Origin of the sequence: Streptomyces sp. NEAU-W12 (assembly GCF_026242095.1) — a bacterium.
GTDB lineage: Bacteria > Actinomycetota > Actinomycetes > Streptomycetales > Streptomycetaceae > Streptomyces.
In genome coordinates, this window is the sequence record NZ_JAPJDM010000004.1 from 40,242 (window position 1) to 60,396 (window position 20,155).

The following is a 20,155-nucleotide window of genomic DNA, read 5'->3' on the forward strand; positions in this document are numbered from 1 at the left end:
GTTTCCCGTCACCGCCCGGCTCCTGCCCGTGGGGCCGGTGCGCCGGTCCGCCGCGTACGCCCTTGACCTGAAGTGCGCTTCAAGCTGAAGACTCCCGTTCCGTGCCCCGACGACGGGGTGCTCACGGGAGGGAAACGCCATGAAGTACCGCACCATCGGCAGCGATCCGCGGACCCGCCGGGAGGTGAGCGTGCTCGCGCTCGGCGCGATGCTGTTCGGCTCCGTGACGGACGAGAAGACGTCCTTCGCCGTACTCGACCGCTACGTCGAGGCCGGGGGCAACTTCATCGACACGTCCGACAACTACGCCTTCTGGACCGACGGCGGTCAGGGCGGACAGAGCGAGGCGCTGCTCGGCCGCTGGCGGCGCAGCCGGGGCGTCGGCGACGAGATCGTCGTCGCGACCAAACTGGGCGCCCGGCCCCTCGCCCCCGGCACCAGCTACGTCGACAACCCGGAGGGGCTCTCGGCGAAGGTGATCAGGGAGTCCGCCGAGCGCAGCAGGGAGCGGCTCGGCATGGAACGGCTGGACCTGCTGTACGCGCACATCGAGGACCGTGCGGTCCCTCTCCGGGAGACGGCCGAGGGCTTCGCCGCCCTCGTCGCCGAGGGCACGGTCGGACTGCTCGGCGCGAGCAATCACGCGGTGTGGCGGGTGGAGCGGGCCCGCGCCCTCGCCGCCGCCGCGGGACTGCCCGGCTACGAGGTGCTCCAGTACCAGCACAGCTACCTGCGTCCCCGCGCCGACGTGCCCGAGGCCCTCTTCCCCGACGGAAGCCTCGGGCACGCCGGCGCCGAACTGCTCACCTACCTGCGGGACGATCCCCGGCTGGCCCTGGTCGCCTACTCGCCGCTGCTGAAGGGCGCGTACGCCCGGCCGGAGCGGCTGCCCCGGGACTACGACCACCCGGGGACACCCGCCCGGCTGAAGGTGCTGCACGAGGTCGCCCGGGAGACCGGGGCCGGTGCCGGCCAGGTGGTGCTGGCCTGGCAGCTCGGCCACGAACCGCCGATCCTGCCGTTGGCCGGAGTCTCCTCCGTGGCACAGCTGGAGGAGAACCTGGCGGCGGTGGACCTGGACCTGTCGCCGGAGCAGCGGGCCCGGCTGGACGCGGCGCACTGAGACGCCCGGGGCGGGCCCGGGGCACCCGCCCCGGGCCCGCCGAAGGGCACCCGCTCAGGTTCTGACCAGCAGCTGGAAGTCGAACGAGTAGCGCGAGGCGCGGTAGACGTGGGACGCGTACTCCACCGCGCGGCCCGTGTCGTCGTAGGCGGTGCGGTGCATGGTGAGCAGGGCGGCGCCCTCCTTCTCGTCCAGGCGGGACGCCTCCCCGGCGGTGGCCGAACGGGCACCGACGGTCTGCCGGGCGCTGTGCAGGGTGATGCCCGCCGCACGCATCATGCGGTACAGGCCGGTCGACTCCAGCCGGGCGTCGTCCAGTTCCAGCAGGCCCGACGGGAGGTAGTTGCACAGCAGGGCGACGGGCCGGCCGTGGGTGCGGCGCAGACGTTCGAGGAGGACCGCTTCCCCGCCCTCGGGCAGCCCCAGGGCCGCCGCCACGCCGGGGGGCGCCGGGACCGTCTCGTGGCGGACGACCTCCGTGCTCGGGCCCTGCCCGGCCGCCTCCAGGTCGTCGTAGAGGCTGCTGAGCTCCAGGGGGCGCCTGACCTGGCTGTGCACCACCTGGGTGCCCACCCCACGCCGTCGGACCAGCAGTCCCTTGTCGACGAGGGACTGGATGGCCTGGCGGACCGTGGGGCGGGACAGGCCGAGGCGCACCGAGAGGTCGACCTCGTTGCCCAGGAGGTTGCCCGGGGCGAGGACGCCCTGCACGATCGCCGCTTCCAGCTGCTGGGCGAGCTGGTGGTACAGCGGCACCGGACTGCCCCGGTCCAGGGGGAAGTCCAGTGAGCTGAGCGCGGGTCCGGGCACGGCACGGGCCGGGCCACCGGTCTTCGCCATGGACGTACCTTCCTGTCGCGGAGCGCTCCCGGGGCAGGAGTCGCTCGGGGGACCGGGGGTCAGGAGTTGCTCGGGAAGCCGAGGTTGATGCCCCCGTCGGACGGGTCCGGCCAGCGCGTGGTGATGACCTTGCCCTGGGTGTAGAAGGCGACGCCGTCGTTGCCGTAGATGTGGTGGCCGCCGAAGAGGGAGTCCTTCCAGCCGCCGAAGGAGTGGTAGCCCACCGGGACCGGGATCGGCACGTTGACGCCGACCATGCCCGCCTTCACCTCGAGCTGGAAGCGGCGGGCGGCGCCGCCGTCCCGGGTGAAGATCGCGGTGCCGTTGCCCCAGCGGGAGTCGTTGATCAGCGCGACGGCCTCGTCGTAGGTCTCCGCGCGGACCACGCACAGCACCGGACCGAAGATCTCGTCCCGGTAGGCGTCCGCGGTCAGCGGCACCCGGTCGAGCAGCGAGACCCCGACGAAGAAGCCGTCCTCGTGGCCGTCGACCGTCAGCCCCGTCCCGTCGAGCACGACCTCGGCGCCCTGCGCCGCCGCGCCCGCCACGTACGAGGCCACCTTGTCGCGGTGCTCGCGGGTGATCAGCGGGCCCATCTCGGAGGCCGGGTCGTTGCCCGGACCGATGCGGAGCTTCCTGGCACGCTCGGTGATCCGGCCCACCAGGTCGTCGCCGATGTCACCGACCGCGACCACGACCGACACGGCCATGCAGCGCTCGCCGGCCGAACCGTACGCCGCGTTGATCGCCTGGTCGGCGGCCAGGTCCAGGTCGGCGTCGGGCAGGACCAGCATGTGGTTCTTGGCACCGCCCAGGGCCTGGACCCGCTTGCCGTGTTCGGTCGCCTTCAGCTGGATGTGCCGGGCGATCGGGGTGGAGCCGACGAAGGAGACGGCCTCGATGTCGGGGTGCTCCAGGATGCGGTCCACGGCCGTGCGGTCGCCGTGCACGACGTTCAGCACACCGTCCGGCAGGCCCGCCTCGGTGGCCAGTTCCGCGAGGCGCACGGAGGCCGACGGGTCCTTCTCGGACGGCTTCAGCACGAAGGTGTTGCCGCACGCGATGGCCAGCGGGAACATCCACATCGGCACCATGGCCGGGAAGTTGAACGGCGTGATGCCGGCGACCACGCCCAGCGGCTGGCGGATCGAGGCGACGTCGACGCGGTTGGAGACCTGCGTGGACAGCTCGCCCTTCAGCTGCACGCTGATCCCGCAGGCCAGCTCCACGATCTCCATGCCCCGCGCGACCTCGCCGAGGGCGTCGGAGTGCACCTTGCCGTGCTCGGCGGTGATCAGCTCCGCGATCTCGTCGCGGTGGGCGTCCAGCAGCTCGCGGTACTTGAACAGGACCGCGGTGCGCCTGGCCAGCGACGAGGTGCCCCAGCTCCCGAAGGCGTCCTTCGCGGCGGCGACGGCGGCGTCCACCTCCGTGGTGTCCGCGAACGCGACCTGCTTCTCCTGGGCGCCGGTGGCCGGGTTCCAGACGGGGCCGAAACGGCCGGAGGTGCCTTCGGCGGGCTTGCCGCCGATCCAGTGGCTGATGGTCTTCATGAGAGCGGACGACCTTTCACGTGCGGTGAGTCGGTACGGGAGGGCTCGAAATGCCGGGCCCGGGGTGTCGGCGGCGCGGTGCGGCGGTGCAGGGGCGCAGCGGTTCAGAGGTGGCGGCGGCGGCCGGCGACCTGGGCGTCGTACCGTTCGCGCGCCCGGACGGCGGCCTCGCGGGAGGCGACCTCCGCCACCGGCACGTCCCACCAGGCCTCGGCCGGGGGAGCGGTGGGCGCCGGGTCCGTCTCGACGTACACACAGGTCGGACGCTCGGCGGCGCGGGCCGCGGCCAGGGCGTGGCGCAGCTCCCCCACGGTCCTGGCGCGCAGCACGTCCATGCCCAGGCTGGCCGCGTTCGCCGCGAGGTCCACGGGCAGCGGGTCACCGCTGAAGGTGCCGTCCTTCGCCCGGTAGCGGTAGGCGGTGCCGTAGCGCTCACCGCCGGTCTCCTCGGACAGGCCGCCGATGGAGGCGTACCCGTGGTTCTGGATCAGCACCATCTTCACCGGCAGCCGCTCCTGGACGGCCGTGACGATCTCCGTCGGCATCATCAGGTACGTGCCGTCGCCGACCAGCGCCCACACCGGTGTGCCGGGCGCGGCCTGCTGGACGCCGATCGCGGCCGGGATCTCGTAGCCCATGCAGGAGTAGCCGTACTCCAGGTGGTACTGGCGCGGGCTGCGTGCCCGCCACAGCTTGTGCAGGTCGCCGGGGAGCGAACCGGCCGCGTTGATCACCACGTCCGCGTCGCCCACGACCGCGTCGAGCGCGCCGAGCACCTGGGTCTGGGTCGGTACGGCGTTCTCGTCGCCGGCGCGGTAGGCGGCCTCGACGACCTGCTCCCAGCGTTCCTTCCCGGCTGCGTACCCGGCCTCGTACGCGGCGTCCACACGGTGCCCGGCCAGCGCCCCGGCCAGCGCTTCCAGACCGGTCCGCGCGTCGCAGACCAGGGTGCGCGCTCCCAGCTTGTGGGCGTCGAAACCGGTGATGTTGAGGTTGAGGAAGCGCACGCCCGGGTCGGCGAAGAGGGTGCCGGAGGCGGTGGTGAAGTCGGAGTAGCGGGTGCCGACGCCGATCACCAGGTCGGCGGTGCGGGCCAGTTCGTCGCTCACCGCCGTGCCGGTGTGGCCGATGCCGCCCAGGTCGGCCGGGTGGTCGTGGCGCAGGGAGCCCTTGCCGGCCTGGGTGGAGGAGACCGGGATGCCGGTGGCGTCCACGAGGGCACGGAGTGCTTCCTCGGCCTCGCTGTGGTGGACGCCGCCACCCGCGACGATCAGCGGACGGCGGGCGGCCCGTACGGCCTTGGCCGCCTCCTCCAGCTCGACGGGGTCCGGCGCCGGACGCCTCACCCGCCAGACGCGGTCGTCGAAGAACTCCCGAGGCCAGTCGAACGCCTCGGCCTGCACGTCCTGCGGCAGGCAGAGGGTGACGGCGCCGGTCTCGGCCGGGTCGGCGAGCACCCGTACGGCGTTCAGCGCGGACGCGATCAGCGCTTCGGGGCGGGTGATCCGGTCGAAGTAGCGGGAGACGGGGCGCAGCGTGTCGTTGACGGACAGGTCCGCCTCGATCGGGTGCTCCAGCTGCTGGAGCACCGGGTCGGCCGCGTGCGAGGCGAAGCAGTCGCCGGGGAGCAGCAGCACCGGCAGCCGGTTGACGGTGGCGAGCGCGGCGCCGGTGACCAGGTTGGTGGCGCCGGGGCCGATCGAGGTCGTCACGGCCTGCGCCGACAACCGGTTGAGCTGGCGGGCGTGGGCGACGGCCGCGTGCACCATGGCCTGCTCGTTGCGGCCCTGGTGGTACGGCATGACATCGGCGTACTCGACGAGTGCCTGCCCGACGCCCGCCACGTTGCCGTGGCCGAAGATGCCCCACGTGCCCGCGATCAGCCGGTGCCGTACGCCGTCCCGTTCCGTGTACTGGGCGGCCAGGAACCGCACCAGGGCCTGGGCGGTCGTCAGTCGGCGGGTGGCGGCGCTCATACGGACCTCTCCGGGGCGGTGTAGAGGGGCAGGCGGGGGTCGAGGGGCTGGTCGGGCCAGGTGGAGCGGATCCAGGCGTGGTCGGGATGGTCGCAGATCAGCCAGGCGCGTTCGTCCTCGGGGCCCGCCATGACGTTGAGGTAGTACATGTGGTGGCCGGGCACGGCCATGGACGGCCCGTGCCAGCCGTCCGGGATGAGCACCACGTCGCCGTCGCGCACCTCGGCCAGGACGTCCGTGTCCCGGCCCGGACCGGACGGGGAGACCCGCTGGTAGCCGAGGCCGGGGACGCCGTCGTGGTCCGCGAACTCGAAGTAGTAGATCTCCTCCAGCACGGACTCCTCGCCCGGCCGGTGCTCGTCGTGCTTGTGCGGCGGGAACGACGACCAGTTGCCGCCGGGGGTGATCACCTCGACCGCGATCAGCTTGTCGCACTCGAACGTGCCGGCCGCCCCGAAGTTGTTGACCTGACGGGAGCAGGTGCCGGTACCGCGCAGTTCCACGGGGACGTCGAAGGCAGGTCCGTAGCGGGCGGGAAGCCGCCTGGTGCAGCGGGCGCCGGTGAGCGCGAACCGTCCGCCGCCGGCCGACGTGACGGTGGCGCGGGCGTCGCGCGGCACGTAGGCGAAGTCGGTGACGCCGTCGAACACGCCGGTGCGGCCGGCGAGTTCGAACGAGTCGTGGCCGAAGGCGTCGGCGGAGGCGACCGTGCAGCCGCCGCTGAGCGGCAGGACGATCCACTCGCTCCCGCCGGTGTCGAAGGTGTGCGTGCCGCCCGGCTCCAGCTCCAGCACACGCAGGCTGGAGTGGCCCCAGCCGGCCGACTCCGGGGTCACGTCGACACGGTACGGGCCGGCCGGGGCACGGTCCGCGGGAAGGTGATGGGTCATGGCAGCCTTTCCGGTCACAACCGGCTCATGGTTCACAGTTCACAACAGGATCAGCGGACTCGTGGTTCACGGTCGACGCACCGTTCACAGCAGGCTCACGGCCGTGTCCACCGCCTCCTCCACACTGCCGCCGGCCGGGTAGAGAAGCGAGCGGCCGACCACCATGCCCTGCACGGAGGGCAGCTTCAGCGCCTTGCCCCACCGCTCGTACGCCGCCTCCTGGTCGCTGACCTCGCCGCCGAGCAGGACCACGGGCAGCGTGGAGCCGCGCAGGACCTCCGCCATGTCGTCGGCGTTCTCGGTGACGGGCAGTTTCAGCCAGGTGTAGGCGGAGGTGCCGCCGAGTCCGGAGGCTATGGCGATGGAGCGGGTGACGGCCTCGGCGGACAGGTCGTTGCGGACCCTGCCGCCGACCCGGCGCGAGATGAACGGCTCCACGAACACCGGGAGCCGGCGCTCGGCCATGGCGTCGACGGCGCGGGCGGTGGACTCCAGGGTGGTCAGGGACCCCGGGTCGTCGTAGTCGATGCGGACCAGCAGCTTGCCCGCGTCGAAGCCGAACCGCTCGATGTCCTCGGGGCGGTGGCCGGTGAAGCGGTCGTCCATCTCGAAGGCCGCGCCGGCCAGACCTCCGCGGTTCATCGACCCCATGACGACCTTGTTCTCGAGCGCGCCGAGCAACAGCAGGTCCTCGAGGATGTCGGCGGTGGCCAGCACCCCGTCCACGCCGGGCCGGGACAGCGCGAGGCACAGCCGTTCCAGCAGATCGGCGCGGTCGGCCATGGCCAGGGGCCGGTCGCCGATGCCGAGCGCACCCCGCGCGGGGTGGTCGGCGGCCACGATCATCAGCCGTCCGCCGTCGCCGATCAGCGGACGGCGGGCCCGGCGGGCCGCAGCCTCGGCGACGGCCTCCGGATGCCGGGCCCGGACCGTGGTGAGGTCACAGATGCTGAGGTTCAAGGAAGGACTCCGTTCAGGACTGGCTCGGCAGGCTCGCGTCGCCCGGCGGCTCGGCCCGCGCGAGGAGGTCCGCGACTTCCGGCCCGGTGGGCATGGCGGACGAACAGGCCAGGCGCGAGGCGACGAGGGCGCCTGCGGCGTTGGCGTGGCGCATGGTGCGCTCCAGGTCCCAGCCCGAGAGCAGGCCGTGGCAGAGCGAGCCGCCGAAGGCGTCGCCCGCGCCGAGGCCGTTGACCACGTCCACCGGGACCGGCGGCACCTGTGCGCGGGTGCCGTCGCGGTGCACGGCGAGCACGCCCCGGGGGCCCTGCTTGACCACGGCGAGTTCCACACCGGCCGCCAGCAGCGCCTCGGCGCACGCCTCGGGCTCGCGCACTCCGGTGGCGACCTCGCACTCGTCGAGGTTGCCGACCGCGACCGTGGCGTGCCGCAGTGCCTGGCGGTAGTGGGGGCGGGCCTCGTCGGGATCGCGCCAGAACATCGGGCGCCAGTCCAGGTCGAACACGGTGGTGCCCGTCCCGGCGCGTGCCTCGAGTGCGTCGAGCGTCGTCCGGCGGCTCGGCTCCTCGCTCAGGCCGGTGCCGGTGATCCAGAAGATCCCGGCCGCGCGGACGGCGGCGAGGTCCAGCTCGGCGGTGTGGATCTCCAGGTCGGGGGCCTTGGGCCGGCGGTAGAAGTACAGGGGGAAGTCGTCCGGCGGGAAGATCTCGCAGAAGGTGACCGGCGTCGGGTACGCGGCGACCGGGGTGACCCACCGGTCGTCGACGCCGAAGTCCCTCAGGGCCTCGTGCAGATAGGTACCGAACGGGTCGTCTCCCGTACGGGTGATCACGGCCGTGGAGCGGCCGAGCCGGGCGGCGGCCACCGCCACGTTCGCGGCCGAACCACCGAGGAACTTTCCGAAGGTTTCGACCTTTGTCAGCGGAACGCCGGTCTCCAGTGGGTAAAGGTCGACCCCGATGCGGCCCATGGTGATCAGGTCGAAATACTGTGGTGCGTCTGAGTCGGTCATCGAGCGAAGCTCCTCGAACTGCTGGGGATGCGGGTCCCGGGGTGCCCTGCCACGGTGGGGGCGTGGAAGCCAAGGGACCTGCCGCCTCTCAGGTGTAGGTCTCGGAGGGCGGCGGTGTCAATAGTTTGTACTTACATTCGGACTAGCAAGTGAAATGATGTCTTAACAAAGTATTGACAGAGTGCGCGTCAGGGACTTTGATCCCGTCCCAGCACGACAGCTGTTTCGCACGACGACACAGACCCGGACGTCCGAGGCTCCGGGGAGGACTCTCGGACCCCCGCCCCTTTTTCCGCGTAGCACAGTGAGGTGCAGGCAAGATGGACCGCTCTTCTCACCACCGCCCCCGCAGAATCGTGCCCTTCGTCGCGGTGGCCGCGGCGGCCGCCCTGACCCTCGCCGGCTGCTCCAGCGGCTCCGGCGGCAAGAAGGCCGAGGAAGGCGGTGGCGACGGCGCGGCGGCCGGCAAGGCGAGCACGCCCGAGATGACCGTCGCCCTCGTGACCCACCAGGCGCCCGGCGACACCTTCTGGGACATCGTCCGCAAGGGCGCCGAGGCCGCCGCCGCGAAGGACAACGTCGATCTCATCTACTCCGCCGACCCGAACGCGGGCAACCAGGCCAACCTGGTGCAGAACGCGATCGACCAGAAGGTCGACGGCATCGCCGTCACCCTCGCCAAGCCGGACGCCCTCAAGAGCGTCCTCGCCAAGGCGGAGAAGGCCGGCATACCCGTCGTCGGCCTCAACTCCGGCCTCAGCGACTGGAGGGACCTCGGCCTGCTGGAGTTCTTCGGCCAGGACGAGTCCGTGGCCGGCGAGGCCTTCGGCAAGAAGCTCAACGAGGTCGGCGCCAAGAACACCGTCTGTGTCGTCCACGAGCAGGGCAACGTCGGCCTGACCCAGCGCTGCGACGGTCTGAAGGAGACCTTCGAGGGCGAGACCCAGATCCTCAACGTCAACGGCACCGACATGCCGTCGGTGAAGTCGACCATCACCGCCAAGCTCAAGCAGGACTCCTCCATCGACTACGTCGCCACCCTCGGCGCCCCCTTCGCGCAGACCGCGGTGCAGTCGGTCGGCGACGCCGGCAGCGAGGCGAAGGTCGCCACCTTCGACCTGAACAAGGAGCTGACCAAGGCGATCCAGGCCGGCGACATCGAGTTCGCCGTGGACCAGCAGCCCTACCTCCAGGGCTACCTCGCCGTCGACGGCCTGTGGCTCTACGAGAACAACGGCAACTACAGCGGCGGAGGTGAGCAGCCGGTGCTGACCGGCCCCGCGTTCGTCGACGAGTCCAACGTCGACGCGGTCGCCGGGTACGCCGCGAAGGGCACCCGGTGATGAGTATGACCCGACAGGCTGAGCCGGCGGTGACCCCACCGCCGGCCCCCGGCCCGAAGGCGACCGACGGCCGCACCGCGCGGCGCCCGCTGGCGCTGCGACTGCTGGCCCGGCCCGAGGTCGGCGTCTTCCTCGGCGCCCTGGCCGTGCTGATCTTCTTCCTGATCACCGCCCCGCCCATGCGGGACGGCAGCTCGATGGCGAACATCCTGTACCAGTCGTCGACCATCGGGATCATGGCCCTGCCGGTCGCGCTGCTGATGATCGGCGGCGAGTTCGACCTGTCGGCCGGTGTCGCCGTGGTCACCTCGGCGCTCACCGCGAGCATGCTCGCCTACCAGCTGTCCATGAACGTCTGGGTGGGCGTGGTCGTCGCCCTGGCGGTGTCCCTCGCCGTCGGCCTGTTCAACGGCTGGTTCCTGGTCAGGACGGGGCTGCCCAGCTTCCTGGTCACCCTCGGCACCTTCCTGATCCTGCAGGGCGTCAACCTCGCGGTGACCAAGCTGGTCACCGGGAACGTGGCGACCGACGACATCAGCGACATGGACGGCTTCGAGCAGGCCAGGGCCGTCTTCGCCTCGAGCTTCGAGGTAGGCGGCGTCCAGGTGAAGATCACCGTCGTGTGGTGGCTGGCCTTCGCGGTCCTGGCCTCCTGGGTCCTGCTGCGCACCAGGTACGGCAACTGGGTCTTCGCGGTCGGCGGCAACAAGGAGAGCGCCCGAGCCGTCGGTGTGCCGGTGACGTTCACCAAGATCTCCCTGTTCATGCTGGTCGGCTTCGGCGCCTGGTTCGTCGGCATGCACCAGCTGTTCTCCTTCAACACCGTGCAGTCCGGCGAGGGCGTGGGCCAGGAGCTCATCTACATCGCCGCCGCGGTGATCGGCGGCTGCCTGCTGACCGGCGGCTACGGCAGCGCGATCGGCCCGGTCTTCGGCGCCTTCATGTTCGGCATGGTGCAGCAGGGCATCGTCTACGCCGGCTGGAACCCGGACTGGTTCAAGGCATTCCTCGGCGTGATGCTCCTGGGCGCCGTCCTCATCAATCTGTGGGTCCAGCGCACGGCGACCCGGAGGTGACCGCAATGACCGACGACACGACCGGCACCCACGGCGGTGTCCTGCAGGACACCGCCCCCGAGGGGAAGCACCCCCTGGTCGAACTCCGCGGGGCCGGCAAGTCCTACGGCAACATCCGCGCCCTGCACGGGGTCGACCTGGCCGTCCACCCCGGCCGCGTGACCTGCGTGCTCGGCGACAACGGCGCCGGGAAGTCCACCCTCATCAAGATCGTCTCCGGGCTGCACCAGCACACCGAGGGCGAGTTCCTCGTCGACGGCACCCCGGTACGGTTCTCCACCCCGCGCGAAGCCCTCGACAAGGGCATCGCCACCGTCTACCAGGACCTCGCCGTCGTCCCGCTGATGCCGGTGTGGCGCAACTTCTTCCTCGGCTCGGAGATGACCAAGGGCCCCTGGCCGGTCCGCCGTCTCGACATCGAGCGGATGAAGAGGACCGCCGACGAGGAACTGCGCAACATGGGCATCGTCCTGGACGACCTGGAACAGCCCATCGGCACCCTCTCCGGCGGCCAGCGCCAGTGCGTGGCCATCGCCCGCGCCGTCTACTTCGGTGCCCGCGTCCTCATCCTGGACGAGCCCACCGCCGCCCTCGGCGTCAAGCAGTCCGGTGTGGTACTGAAGTACATCGCCGCCGCCCGCGACCGCGGCCTCGGCGTCATCTTCATCACCCACAACCCGCACCACGCCTACATGGTCGGCGACCACTTCAGCGTCCTGCGCCTGGGCACCACGGAACTCTCCGCCGCCCGCAGCGAGGTCTCCCTGGAGGAACTCACCCACCACATGGCCGGCGGAACCGAACTCGCCGCACTCAAACACGAACTGGCGCAGGTCCGCGGCGTCGACGTCGAGGAGCTCCCCGAGGAGGGAGACCTTCAGGCCCCCGCAGTGGCGTCCCCGGAAGGAAAGTCCTGACATGGCAGTCGCACTCGACCGCATCAGGGTGGGCTCCGCCCCCGACTCCTGGGGCGTCTGGTTCCCCGACGACCCGCAGCAGGTGCCCTGGCAGCGCTTCCTCGACGAGGTCGCCGAGGCCGGCTACTCCTGGATCGAACTCGGCCCCTACGGCTACCTCCCGACCGACCCGGCCCGCCTGGCCGACGAGGTGGAGAAGCGGGACCTCAAGGTCTCCGCCGGCACCATCTTCTGCGGACTGCACCGCGGCCCCTCCGAGTGGGAGTCCACCTGGGAGCAGGTCAGCCGGGTCGCCTCGCTCACCCGCGCCATGGACGCCAAGCACCTGGTCGTCATCCCGTCCTTCTGGCGCGACGACAAGACCGCCGAGATCCTGGAGCCCCCGGAGCTCAGCACCGAGCAGTGGGGCCACCTCGCCGAGGGCATGGAACGCCTCGGCCGCCAGGTCCGGGACACCTACGGGCTCGACATCGTCGTCCACCCGCACGCCGACACCCACATCGACACCGAGGAGCACGTCGAGCGCTTCCTCGACTCCACCGACTCCTCCCTGGTCAACCTGTGCCTCGACACCGGGCACTACGCCTACTGCGGTGGCGACAGCGTCAAGCTCATCGAGACCTACGGCGAACGCATCGGCTACCTGCACCTCAAGCAGGTCGACCCGGACATCCTCGCCGACGTGGTCGCGAACGGGATCCCGTTCGGTCCCGCCGTGCAGCGCGGAGTGATGTGTGAACCGCCCGCCGGAGTACCGGAGCTGGGCGCGGTCCTGACCGCCGCCCAGAAGCTGGACGTGGACCTGTTCGCGATCGTCGAGCAGGACATGTACCCCTGCGAGCCGGACAAGCCGCTGCCGATCGCGGTCCGCACCCGCAGGTTCCTGCGCTCCTGCGGCGCCTGAAACCGCCGCCGGACGACCCGGAAGGGAGGCGGGGGCCGTGCACGGCAACCAGCCCCTGGGCATCGCCGTCATCGGCACGGGCCGCATGGGCGCGGACCACGTGCGCCGGATCGACCGGGTGATCAGCGGCGCACGGGTCGCCGCGGTCGCCGACACCGACGTGGAACGGGCCAAGGCGGTGGCCGCGGGCATCGACGGCTGCACCGCGCACACCGACCCGGCCGCCGCGATGGCGGCGGCCGGCGTCGACGCGGTGCTCATCGCCTCCCCGGGACCGGCCCACGAGGCCGCCCTGCTCGCCGCGTTCGAGCTGGACCTGCCCGTCCTGTGCGAGAAGCCGCTCACCCCCGACGCGGCCTCCGCGCTGCGCGTCGTCGAAGCCGAACAGGCACTCGGCCGCCGCCGGATCCAGGTCGGCTTCATGCGCCGCTACGACACCGAGTACGTCCGCCTCAAGGCGCTGCTGGGAACAGGGCGGTTGGGCCGCCCCCTGATGCTGCACAACCGGCACCGCAACGTGACCAGTTCGCCGTCCTTCACCAGCTCCATGCTGATCACCGACTCCGTCTCCCACGAAGTCGACGTCACCCGCTGGCTGTTGGGTCACGAGATCACGGCGGTCACGGTGCTCGCCCCCGACTCCTCCACCGGGGCGCCCGACGGGCTGCGCGACCCGCAGTTCGTCGTCCTGGAGACCGACGGCGGCGCGCTGAGCGACGTCGAGATCTTCGTCAACTGCGGCTTCGGCTACCAGGTCCAGGCCGAGGTGGTCTGCGAACGCGGCACCGCCCGCGTCGGCGACGGCCACCACCTGGTCACCCACACGGCCGGCCGCTGGGGCGGCACCATCACCCAGGACTGGACCGAGCGCTTCGCCCAGGCCTACGACGACGAGCTGCGGGCCTGGGTCGACACCACCCGCCGGGGCGGGGTCGACGGACCCGGCGCCTGGGACGGCTACGCGGCGGCCGCCGTCTGCGAGGCCGGCGTCCGGGCCCTCCAGGAGGGCTGCCGCGTGCCGGTCGAACTGGCGGAGAAACCGGCGCTGTACCGGTGAGGTGACGTGGTGTGCGGGGGCCGCCCTCCAGGAAGGCGGCCCCCACGTGGTCCGTCCCCCGGAGCCCGGGGGCGCGTACCGCCGCTCAGGCCTGCCGTACTTCCTCGACGGTCACGGGGCGGTGCCCGTGCAGGGACAGGGTGCATGCGTCGGCGATCCAGCCCGCCTCCAGGGCGTCCGCCACCGTGCACGGGGACGGCCGGGAACCGGCCACGACCTCGGTGAACGCGGTGAGTTCGGCGCGGTAGGCGGCGGTGAAGCGGTCCATGAAGAAGTCGTGCGGGGTGCCCGCGGGGAAGGCCACCCCGGGCTCCACCGACCGCAGCGGCAGCTTGTCCTCCAGACCGACCGCGATGGAGTCCGCGAAGCCGTGGATCTCCATGCGGACGTCGTACCCCCGGGCGTTGTGGCGGCTGTTGGAGACCATGGCGATGGTGCCGTCGTCCAGGGTGAGGATCGCGCCGGTGGTGTCGGCGTCGCCCGCCTCCTTGATGTAGTCGGCGCCCCGGTTGCCGCCGACCGCGTACACCTCGGTCACCTCGCGGCCGGTCACCCAGCGGATGATGTCGAAGTCGTGCACGGAACAGTCACGGAAGATTCCGCCGGACGCGGCGATGTACGCGGCCGGCGGCGGCGCCGGGTCCAGCGTGGTCGAGCGCACGGTGTGCAGCCTGCCCAGCTCCCCGCTGCGCACGGCCGCCCGCGCGGCGACGAAGCCCGCGTCGAAGCGCCGGTTGTAACCGATCTGGATCGGCACGCCTCGGCCCTCGACCGCCTTCAGCACCCGCACCCCCTCGGCCATCGTGCGGGCCACCGGCTTCTCGCAGAACACGGGGACGCCCGCCTCGACACAGGCGAGGATCAGCCCGGGGTGGGCGTCGGTCGCCGCGGCGATCACCACGCCGTCCACGCCGGCGGCGAGCACGGCCTCGGGGGAGTCCGCGACCTCGGCGTCGAAGCGCTCGGCGGCGGCCTTCGCGGCGTCCGCGAACGGGTCGGAGACGACGAGTGACTCGACGGAGTCGAGCCCGGAGAGGGTCTCGGCGTGGAAGGCGCCGATACGGCCGAGGCCGAGGATTCCGATGCGCATGGGGTGGTACTCCTTGGGTGCGGGGTGCGGGGTGCGGGGTGCGGGGTGCGGGGTGCGGGGTGCGGGGTGCGGGGTGCGGGATGCGGGATGCGGGATGCGGGATGCGGTCTTGCGTGGGGGAGAGAGCGGGGCGTGGCGGGTGCTGTCCTGCCAGTCGAGTCAGTCGAGGCCGCCGAGGACGTTCTGGTCCCAGTCGATCACGGAGCCGGTCACCACGCCGGAGCGGTCGGACAGCAGCAGGACCACGAAGTCGGCGATCTCGTCCGGCCGGCCCAGTCTGCCCATCGGCAGCCGGGCGGCGGCCCGCTCGCGCCAGTCGTCGCCGGCACCGTGGAAGGTGCGCTGGGTGGCGTCCTCGCCCTCGGTGGCGGTCCAGCCGATGTTCAGCCCGTTGATCCGGATCCGGTCCCACCGGTGGGCGTGCGCCGCGTTGCGAGTAAGTCCGACGAGTCCGGCCTTCGCGGCGACGTAGGGCGCCAGGAAGGGCTGTCCGCCGTGCGCCGACGAGGTGATGATGTTGACGATCGTGCCGGGCTCCTCGCGCCGCACCATGTCCGCGACGGCGGCCTGCATGGCGAAGAACGGTGCCCTGAGGTTGATCGCGATGTGCTGGTCGAACAGCTCGGGTGTGGTGTCCAGCAGGGTTCCGCGCGAGGTCAGCCCCGCCGAGTTGACCAGGCAGTCGACCCGGCCGTACGCCCGTACGGCCTCGGCGACGGAACCCCTGGCCTGCTCGGCGTCGGCCAGGTCGGCGCGGACGAACACCGCCCTGCCGCCCGCGGCGGTCAGCTCCGCCACGAGGGCCTCACCGGGTTCGGACCGCCGCCCGGTGACGGCCACGGCCGCCCCCTCGCGGACCGCGGCCCGCGTGACGGCGGCGCCGACACCCTGGCTGCCGCCGTTGACGAGGACGACCTTGTCGTCGAGAAGTCCCATGGCCGTGTTCCGGTTCCCTTCAGCTCTCACGCCGTCCGGCGCCGGCCCGCAGCGCCTCCCGCAGGGTGCGCACGGTCCAGTTCTCGCGCAGTGCCCGCCGTACGAGGTCCGCCTGCGAGGGCGGGGCCAGGCCCTCGACGGGCGGGTCGTTGTCGAGGTTGGTGGGGAAGGGGTAGCCCTCCGCGCTCGCCGCGATCACGTTCTCCTGCCACTGCTCGCCGACGCCCTCCGCCCGGCTCTTGAGCAGCACCGGGTAGACGGCACCCGTCACGGTCTCGCGGTCCACCGTCTCCATGGCCCGCCCGAACGCGGAGGACACCTGGAGCAGGTTGGCCATGCGCCGGACGTCCGCCGAGCGGTTGGCGCCGGCGGCGTGGAACAGCGCCGGGTTGAAGAAGACCGCGTCGCCCTTGGCCAGCGGCAGCTGTACGTGGTGCTCCTCGAAGTACGCCTGGAACTCGGGGAGCCGCCAGGCGAGGTAACCGGGCCCGTACTTCTGCGAGTGCGGCAGGTACAGCGTGGGCCCGGACTCGACGGGCATGTCGCAGTGCGCGACCGCGCCCTGCAGCGTGAGCGCGGGGGAGAGGCGGTGCACGTGCGCCGGGTAGGCGGCGGCGGCCTCGTCGGAGAGGAAGCCGAGGTGGTAGTCGCGGTGCACGGTCTGGGCCGCGCCGCCCGGGTTGACCACGTTCACCTGGGAGGTGACCTGGTAGCCGGGGCCGAGCCAGGCCGCGGACACCAGCGCGATCACGTCGTTGGCGTAGTAGTCGGCGAAGGCCTGCGGGTCGTAGAGGGCGGTCTTCTCCAGGGCGTTCCACACCCGGTCGTTGGCGCCCGGCTTGGCGAAGTGGTCGCCGGCGGTGGCGCCCGTGGCGCGCTGCCCGGCGATCAGGGCGTCGAACACGGCGGTGGCCCGGTCCACGACCGCCGGGTCGGGGAAGGCGCCCCGGACGACCACGACGCCGGGGCCGTCGGCGAGGGCGCGCACCAGCTCGGCCTGGACCTCGCGCCGGTCGGCGAGGGCGAGCCGGTCGGCGTCGTAGAGCAGCACGTTCTGCTCCACTGCGGCGGCGTGCGGGTGGGCGGCGAGGTCCGTGGTCCGCTCGACCAGGGCGTGGAAGGCGTCCAGGTCGCAGTCCTGCCCGGACAGCCAGGGCCGCCGCTCCGCTGCCTGCGCGGGGGCGTCGGCGGACGGCTGGACCGGGGTGGAGGCGGTGGAGAAGGACATGGTCGTCCTTTCGGGTCACGTTTCGGGTCGCGGGGGACGCGGCACTGTCATTCTTGTCAGTACAAAGCCTTCGAACAACCAGCAGTCAGCCATCAAAAACCCCTCAGGAGCCCCAGGAGCCGGTCGTATGGGCCACCCCTTCCCGATCAGGGAAATCGCACGTCAGGCGGGGCTGAGCGAGGCCACGGTCGACCGGGTGCTCAACGGCCGGGGCGGGGTGCGGGACAGCACCGCGCAGGAGGTGCGCCGGGCGATCGCCGACCTGGACCGGCAGCGCACCCAGGTCCGGCTGGTCGGCCGTACGTTCATGGTGGACATCGTGATGCAGTCGCCCGAGCGGTTCTCCACCGCCGTCCGGGCCGCCCTGGAGGCCGAACTCCCCGCACTGCACCCGGCGGTGGTCCGCTCCCGCTTCCACTTCCGCGAGACCGGACCCGCCGACGGACTGACCGGCGTCCTCGACCGGATAGCCCGGCGCGGCTCGCAGGGGGTGATCCTCAAGGCGCCGGACGTCCCCGGGGTCACCGACGCCGTCGGACGGCTCGCCGCGGCGGGCATCCCGGTGGTGACCCTGGTGACCGACCTGCCCACCAGCGCCCGCGTCGGCTGCGTCGGCAGTGACAACCGGGCGGCCGGCGCCACCGCCGCGTACCTCGTGGGCCAGTGGCTGGGGGAGCGGCCCGGCAACGTGCTCACCAGCCTCAGCAGCGGATCCTTCCGCAACGAGGAGGAGCGCGAGATGGGCTTCCGCAGCGCCATGCGTGCCCGCCACCCCCGGCGCACGCTCGTCGAGATCGCCGAGGGCCAGGGCCTGGACGCCACCCAGTACGACCTGGTGAGGACCGCCCTGGACCGCGACCCGGACATCCGCGCCGTCTACTCCATCGGCGGCGGCAACATCGCGACCCTGCGCGCCTTCGAGGACGCCGGCCGGAAGTGCGCCGTGTTCGTGGCCCACGACCTCGACCACGACAACACCCGGCTGCTGCGCGAGCACCGGCTGTCCGCGGTGCTCCACCACGACCTGCGCCAGGACCTGCGCGAGGCCTGCCACATCGTGATGCGCGCGCACGGCGCCCTGCCGCCGGCCGGCCCCACCCCGCCGTCCCCGATCCAGGTGGTCACGCCCTACAACATGCCCACCCACGCCCCTACGACGAAGGTACGTTGACCCACGCGCCGCTTTCGGCCGAGCGCACCATCGCGTCCAGTACGGCCGCGCTGCGCACGGCGTCGGTGAGCGTGGCGCCGTACTCGGCGTCCTCGGCGACGGAGCGCAGGAAACGGTGGGCCTCGATCACCTTCAGGTCGTCGTAGCCCATCGCGTTCGCCGCGCCCGGCTGGAACGCGCCGAACTCGCCGTCGCCCGGACCGACGTGGACCGTGCTCACCGGCTGGTCCTGGTAGGCGGTGCCGCGGCTGACGCCGAGTTCGTTCATCCGGCGGAAGTCCCAGAAGACGGCGCCCTTGGTGCCGTGCACCTCGAAGCCGTAGTTGTTCTGCTCGCCGACCGAGACCCGGCAGGCCTCCAGCACACCGCGCGCGCCGGAGGCGAAGCGCAGCAGGCAGTTGACGTAGTCCTCGTTCTCCACCGCGCCTGGTGCGCCGCCACTGGCGCGGGCGTGGCCCGCCGTGGCACCGGCCGGGCGGGCCCGCTCGGGCAGGAAGATCGCCGTGTCCGCGGTCAGCGAGGCGATGTCGCCGAGCAGGAAGCGGGCCAGGTCGGCGCCGTGCGAGGCCAGGTCGCCGAGCACTCCGCTGCCCCCGCGCTCCCGCTCGTAGCGCCAGGTCAGGGCGGACTCGGGGTGGGCGGCGTAGTCGCTGAACAGACGGATGCGGACATGGGTGACGGTGCCGATGTCGCCGTCGGCGATCAGGGCACGGGCCGCCTCGACGGCCGGCGCGTTGCGGTAGTTGAAGCCCACCGCGCTGCGGACGCCGGCCTTGGCGACGGCGTCCGACACCGCGCGGGCGTCCTCGACGGTGAGACCGACCGGCTTCTCGATCCAGATGTGCTTGCCGGCCTCGGCCATCACGACGCCGATCTCACGGTGCAGGAAGTTCGGGGCCGTGATGCTGACCGCCCGGACCCGCGGGTCCGCGGCCACGTCACGCCAGTCGCGGGTGGTGCGGGCGAACCCGAACTGCGCGGCGGCCTCCTCGGCCCGGCCCGGCACCTCCTCGGCGACCGTGACCAGCTCCGGGCGCAGGGCGAGCCGCGGGTAGTGGTGCGGCACACGCGCGTACGCCTGGGTGTGCACCCGCCCCATCCAGCCGAATCCGATGACGGCGACACCGAGCGTATCCACCATGAGAACCCTTCCCCGGACCGTTCCGTGACCGGACCGTTCCCTGTTCCGTCCAGCATTGTCCAGACAAACCTTGAGTGTGTACGGGTGAGGGTGTCAAGGAGGAAGCCGGGCGAGCGGTACCTGTCCGCGAGGAAGCGAACGAAACGGCCGACCGTGTGGGGGACGGGCTCGCCGAGCGGTTCCGGGCGACCCGGGCCGGCCTCCGGGCCGCGCCCATCGGCCCGGAGGCACTGGGCCCGGCCGAGCGGATCCGCGACCGCGGCTCACGGGTGCGGAGGGTGACCGTGGAGGAAGCGGTCGCCCCCGCCCCGTGCCGGACGGTGCTCGCTGGGCTGTGCGCGGCCAGGACCGCCGCCACGGCCCACGGCCGACGACGCGCAACCGGGCGGGCTCACCGCACCGGGCGCGGCGATGACCGGGGCCGTGGCCGGCGGTGAGCCCTCCACCTCCTCCCGGATCCACCCGGAACTCCGCTTCCGCGTCCAGGAGTTCTCCGGCCAACGCGCAGCCGTGGCCCTGCTGGACCGGCTCAACGACCGACCGGTGCGCCACCGTTTCCCGTCGGCGCCCGGGCCGGGACGCGTGCGCGGCACTCCCCGACCGGGTACCTGGCCATGAGCGGGGTGCTCGGGGCCGGATGCCCGGAGGCGGCCGAGGCGGCCGTCCGCGCCCACCTCGCCGGCGTGGTCGAGGTGCTGCGCGGCTGACGGCCGGTCGTTCGCCGCCACGGGGCGAGCGTCGCACGGCGTCTTCGGGGCGTCCTCGTATGCGGTAGGGTTGACCTGCGTGATCACGCGGTTCACCCCGCGGGCCGCATCGGGACGTGGCGCAGCTTGGTAGCGCACTTGACTGGGGGTCAAGGGGTCGCAGGTTCAAATCCTGTCGTCCCGACTCGTGCGAGTCGCAGGTCGAGGGCCGGTTTCGGAGAGATCCGAGAC

At 72.2% G+C, this 20,155-nt stretch carries 17 protein-coding genes and 1 tRNA gene; 8 read left to right on the forward strand and 10 right to left on the reverse strand.

The window, feature by feature from the left end; genetic code table 11:
* Positions 1 to 139 precede the first annotated feature (139 nt).
* Positions 140 to 1,123: an aldo/keto reductase gene (locus tag ORI94_RS06390; protein WP_266073320.1), complete on the forward strand. Its 984-nt coding sequence runs from the start codon at positions 140 to 142 to the stop codon at positions 1,121 to 1,123.
* 54 nt (positions 1,124 to 1,177) lie between these two features.
* On the opposite strand, the gene ORI94_RS06395 is transcribed toward ORI94_RS06390, so the two are convergent.
* The 6 genes from ORI94_RS06395 to iolC form a co-directional block, all read right to left on the reverse strand.
* Positions 1,178 to 1,963: a GntR family transcriptional regulator gene (locus ORI94_RS06395; protein ID WP_266073322.1), complete on the reverse strand. Its 786-nt coding sequence runs from the start codon at positions 1,961 to 1,963 to the stop codon at positions 1,178 to 1,180.
* A 59-nt stretch (positions 1,964 to 2,022) separates the two neighbouring features.
* The gene (locus ORI94_RS06400; protein ID WP_266073324.1) at positions 2,023 to 3,516 is read right to left on the reverse strand and encodes a CoA-acylating methylmalonate-semialdehyde dehydrogenase; all 1,494 of its coding nucleotides are present in this window, start codon (positions 3,514 to 3,516) and stop codon (positions 2,023 to 2,025) included.
* Between the two features lie 104 nt (positions 3,517 to 3,620).
* The gene (iolD, locus tag ORI94_RS06405) at positions 3,621 to 5,492 is read right to left on the reverse strand and encodes a 3D-(3,5/4)-trihydroxycyclohexane-1,2-dione acylhydrolase (decyclizing) (protein ID WP_266073328.1); all 1,872 of its coding nucleotides are present in this window, start codon (positions 5,490 to 5,492) and stop codon (positions 3,621 to 3,623) included.
* Positions 5,489 to 6,382, reverse strand: a complete 894-nt coding sequence (gene iolB, locus ORI94_RS06410; RefSeq protein WP_266073330.1) for a 5-deoxy-glucuronate isomerase — start codon at positions 6,380 to 6,382, stop codon at positions 5,489 to 5,491. The genes iolD and iolB overlap by 4 nt, the downstream gene beginning before the upstream one ends.
* Before the next feature lie 84 nt (positions 6,383 to 6,466).
* A complete protein-coding gene (locus ORI94_RS06415) occupies positions 6,467 to 7,342 on the reverse strand; it encodes a deoxyribose-phosphate aldolase (protein ID WP_266073332.1) in 876 nt (291 codons plus the stop codon).
* Between the two features lie 13 nt (positions 7,343 to 7,355).
* Positions 7,356 to 8,354: a 5-dehydro-2-deoxygluconokinase gene (gene iolC / locus ORI94_RS06420; RefSeq protein WP_266073334.1), complete on the reverse strand. Its 999-nt coding sequence runs from the start codon at positions 8,352 to 8,354 to the stop codon at positions 7,356 to 7,358.
* Positions 8,355 to 8,674: 320 nt separating this feature from the next.
* Here iolC and ORI94_RS06425 point away from each other — a divergent pair, with 320 nt between their 5' ends.
* The 5 genes from ORI94_RS06425 to ORI94_RS06445 are packed head-to-tail and all read left to right on the forward strand — an operon-like array spanning position 8,675 to position 13,651.
* Positions 8,675 to 9,697 (forward strand): sugar ABC transporter substrate-binding protein, encoded by a 1,023-nt coding sequence (locus tag ORI94_RS06425; RefSeq protein ID WP_266073336.1) that lies wholly within the window; start codon positions 8,675 to 8,677, stop codon positions 9,695 to 9,697.
* Complete coding sequence (locus ORI94_RS06430; RefSeq protein WP_266073338.1) at positions 9,697 to 10,773, forward strand: ABC transporter permease; 1,077 nt, start codon at positions 9,697 to 9,699, stop codon at positions 10,771 to 10,773. Before ORI94_RS06425 ends, ORI94_RS06430 begins: the two co-directional genes overlap by 1 nt.
* A 5-nt stretch (positions 10,774 to 10,778) precedes the next feature.
* A complete protein-coding gene (locus ORI94_RS06435; protein ID WP_266073340.1) occupies positions 10,779 to 11,690 on the forward strand; it encodes an ATP-binding cassette domain-containing protein in 912 nt (303 codons plus the stop codon).
* Position 11,691: 1 nt separating this feature from the next.
* Entirely contained in the window at positions 11,692 to 12,594 is a 903-nt protein-coding gene (locus ORI94_RS06440; RefSeq protein WP_266073342.1) for a sugar phosphate isomerase/epimerase family protein, read from the forward strand.
* Positions 12,595 to 12,631: 37 nt separating this feature from the next.
* On the forward strand, positions 12,632 to 13,651 hold the full coding sequence (locus ORI94_RS06445; protein WP_266073344.1) for a Gfo/Idh/MocA family protein: 1,020 nt from the start codon (positions 12,632 to 12,634) through the stop codon (positions 13,649 to 13,651).
* Positions 13,652 to 13,736: 85 nt separating this feature from the next.
* On the opposite strand, the gene ORI94_RS06450 is transcribed toward ORI94_RS06445, so the two are convergent.
* From ORI94_RS06450 to ORI94_RS06460, 3 genes are all read right to left on the reverse strand, one after another.
* A complete protein-coding gene (locus tag ORI94_RS06450; RefSeq protein WP_266073346.1) occupies positions 13,737 to 14,741 on the reverse strand; it encodes a Gfo/Idh/MocA family oxidoreductase in 1,005 nt (334 codons plus the stop codon).
* Between the two features lie 159 nt (positions 14,742 to 14,900).
* A complete protein-coding gene (locus tag ORI94_RS06455) occupies positions 14,901 to 15,677 on the reverse strand; it encodes an SDR family oxidoreductase (RefSeq protein WP_266073348.1) in 777 nt (258 codons plus the stop codon).
* A gap of 19 nt (positions 15,678 to 15,696) precedes the next feature.
* Positions 15,697 to 16,905: a phytanoyl-CoA dioxygenase family protein gene (locus ORI94_RS06460; protein ID WP_266073350.1), complete on the reverse strand. Its 1,209-nt coding sequence runs from the start codon at positions 16,903 to 16,905 to the stop codon at positions 15,697 to 15,699.
* Positions 16,906 to 17,032: 127 nt separating this feature from the next.
* Here ORI94_RS06460 and ORI94_RS06465 point away from each other — a divergent pair, with 127 nt between their 5' ends.
* Entirely contained in the window at positions 17,033 to 18,076 is a 1,044-nt protein-coding gene (locus ORI94_RS06465; RefSeq protein WP_266073352.1) for a LacI family DNA-binding transcriptional regulator, read from the forward strand.
* Here the strand turns inward: ORI94_RS06465 and ORI94_RS06470 are convergent.
* Entirely contained in the window at positions 18,057 to 19,217 is a 1,161-nt protein-coding gene (locus ORI94_RS06470; RefSeq protein WP_266073354.1) for a Gfo/Idh/MocA family protein, read from the reverse strand. The two genes, ORI94_RS06465 and ORI94_RS06470, sit on opposite strands and share 20 nt — an antisense overlap.
* Before the next feature lie 817 nt (positions 19,218 to 20,034).
* Between ORI94_RS06470 and ORI94_RS06475 the strand changes: the two genes are divergently transcribed.
* Positions 20,035 to 20,108, forward strand: a tRNA-Pro gene (locus ORI94_RS06475).
* Positions 20,109 to 20,155: the final 47 nt, after the last annotated feature.

Coding starts and splice junctions, on each gene's coding strand:
- ORI94_RS06390 (WP_266073320.1), top strand. CDS start 140: ATGAAGTACCGCACCATCGGCAGCGATCCGCGGACCCGCCGGGAGGTG.
- ORI94_RS06395 (WP_266073322.1), bottom strand. CDS start 1,963: ATGGCGAAGACCGGTGGCCCGGCCCGTGCCGTGCCCGGACCCGCGCTC.
- ORI94_RS06400 (WP_266073324.1), bottom strand. CDS start 3,516: ATGAAGACCATCAGCCACTGGATCGGCGGCAAGCCCGCCGAAGGCACC.
- iolD (WP_266073328.1), bottom strand. CDS start 5,492: ATGAGCGCCGCCACCCGCCGACTGACGACCGCCCAGGCCCTGGTGCGG.
- iolB (WP_266073330.1), bottom strand. CDS start 6,382: ATGACCCATCACCTTCCCGCGGACCGTGCCCCGGCCGGCCCGTACCGT.
- iolC (WP_266073334.1), bottom strand. CDS start 8,354: ATGACCGACTCAGACGCACCACAGTATTTCGACCTGATCACCATGGGC.
- ORI94_RS06425 (WP_266073336.1), top strand. CDS start 8,675: ATGGACCGCTCTTCTCACCACCGCCCCCGCAGAATCGTGCCCTTCGTC.
- ORI94_RS06430 (WP_266073338.1), top strand. CDS start 9,697: ATGAGTATGACCCGACAGGCTGAGCCGGCGGTGACCCCACCGCCGGCC.
- ORI94_RS06435 (WP_266073340.1), top strand. CDS start 10,779: ATGACCGACGACACGACCGGCACCCACGGCGGTGTCCTGCAGGACACC.
- ORI94_RS06440 (WP_266073342.1), top strand. CDS start 11,692: ATGGCAGTCGCACTCGACCGCATCAGGGTGGGCTCCGCCCCCGACTCC.
- ORI94_RS06450 (WP_266073346.1), bottom strand. CDS start 14,741: ATGCGCATCGGAATCCTCGGCCTCGGCCGTATCGGCGCCTTCCACGCC.
- ORI94_RS06455 (WP_266073348.1), bottom strand. CDS start 15,677: ATGGGACTTCTCGACGACAAGGTCGTCCTCGTCAACGGCGGCAGCCAG.
- ORI94_RS06460 (WP_266073350.1), bottom strand. CDS start 16,905: ATGTCCTTCTCCACCGCCTCCACCCCGGTCCAGCCGTCCGCCGACGCC.
- ORI94_RS06465 (WP_266073352.1), top strand. CDS start 17,033: ATGGGCCACCCCTTCCCGATCAGGGAAATCGCACGTCAGGCGGGGCTG.
- ORI94_RS06470 (WP_266073354.1), bottom strand. CDS start 19,217: ATGGTGGATACGCTCGGTGTCGCCGTCATCGGATTCGGCTGGATGGGG.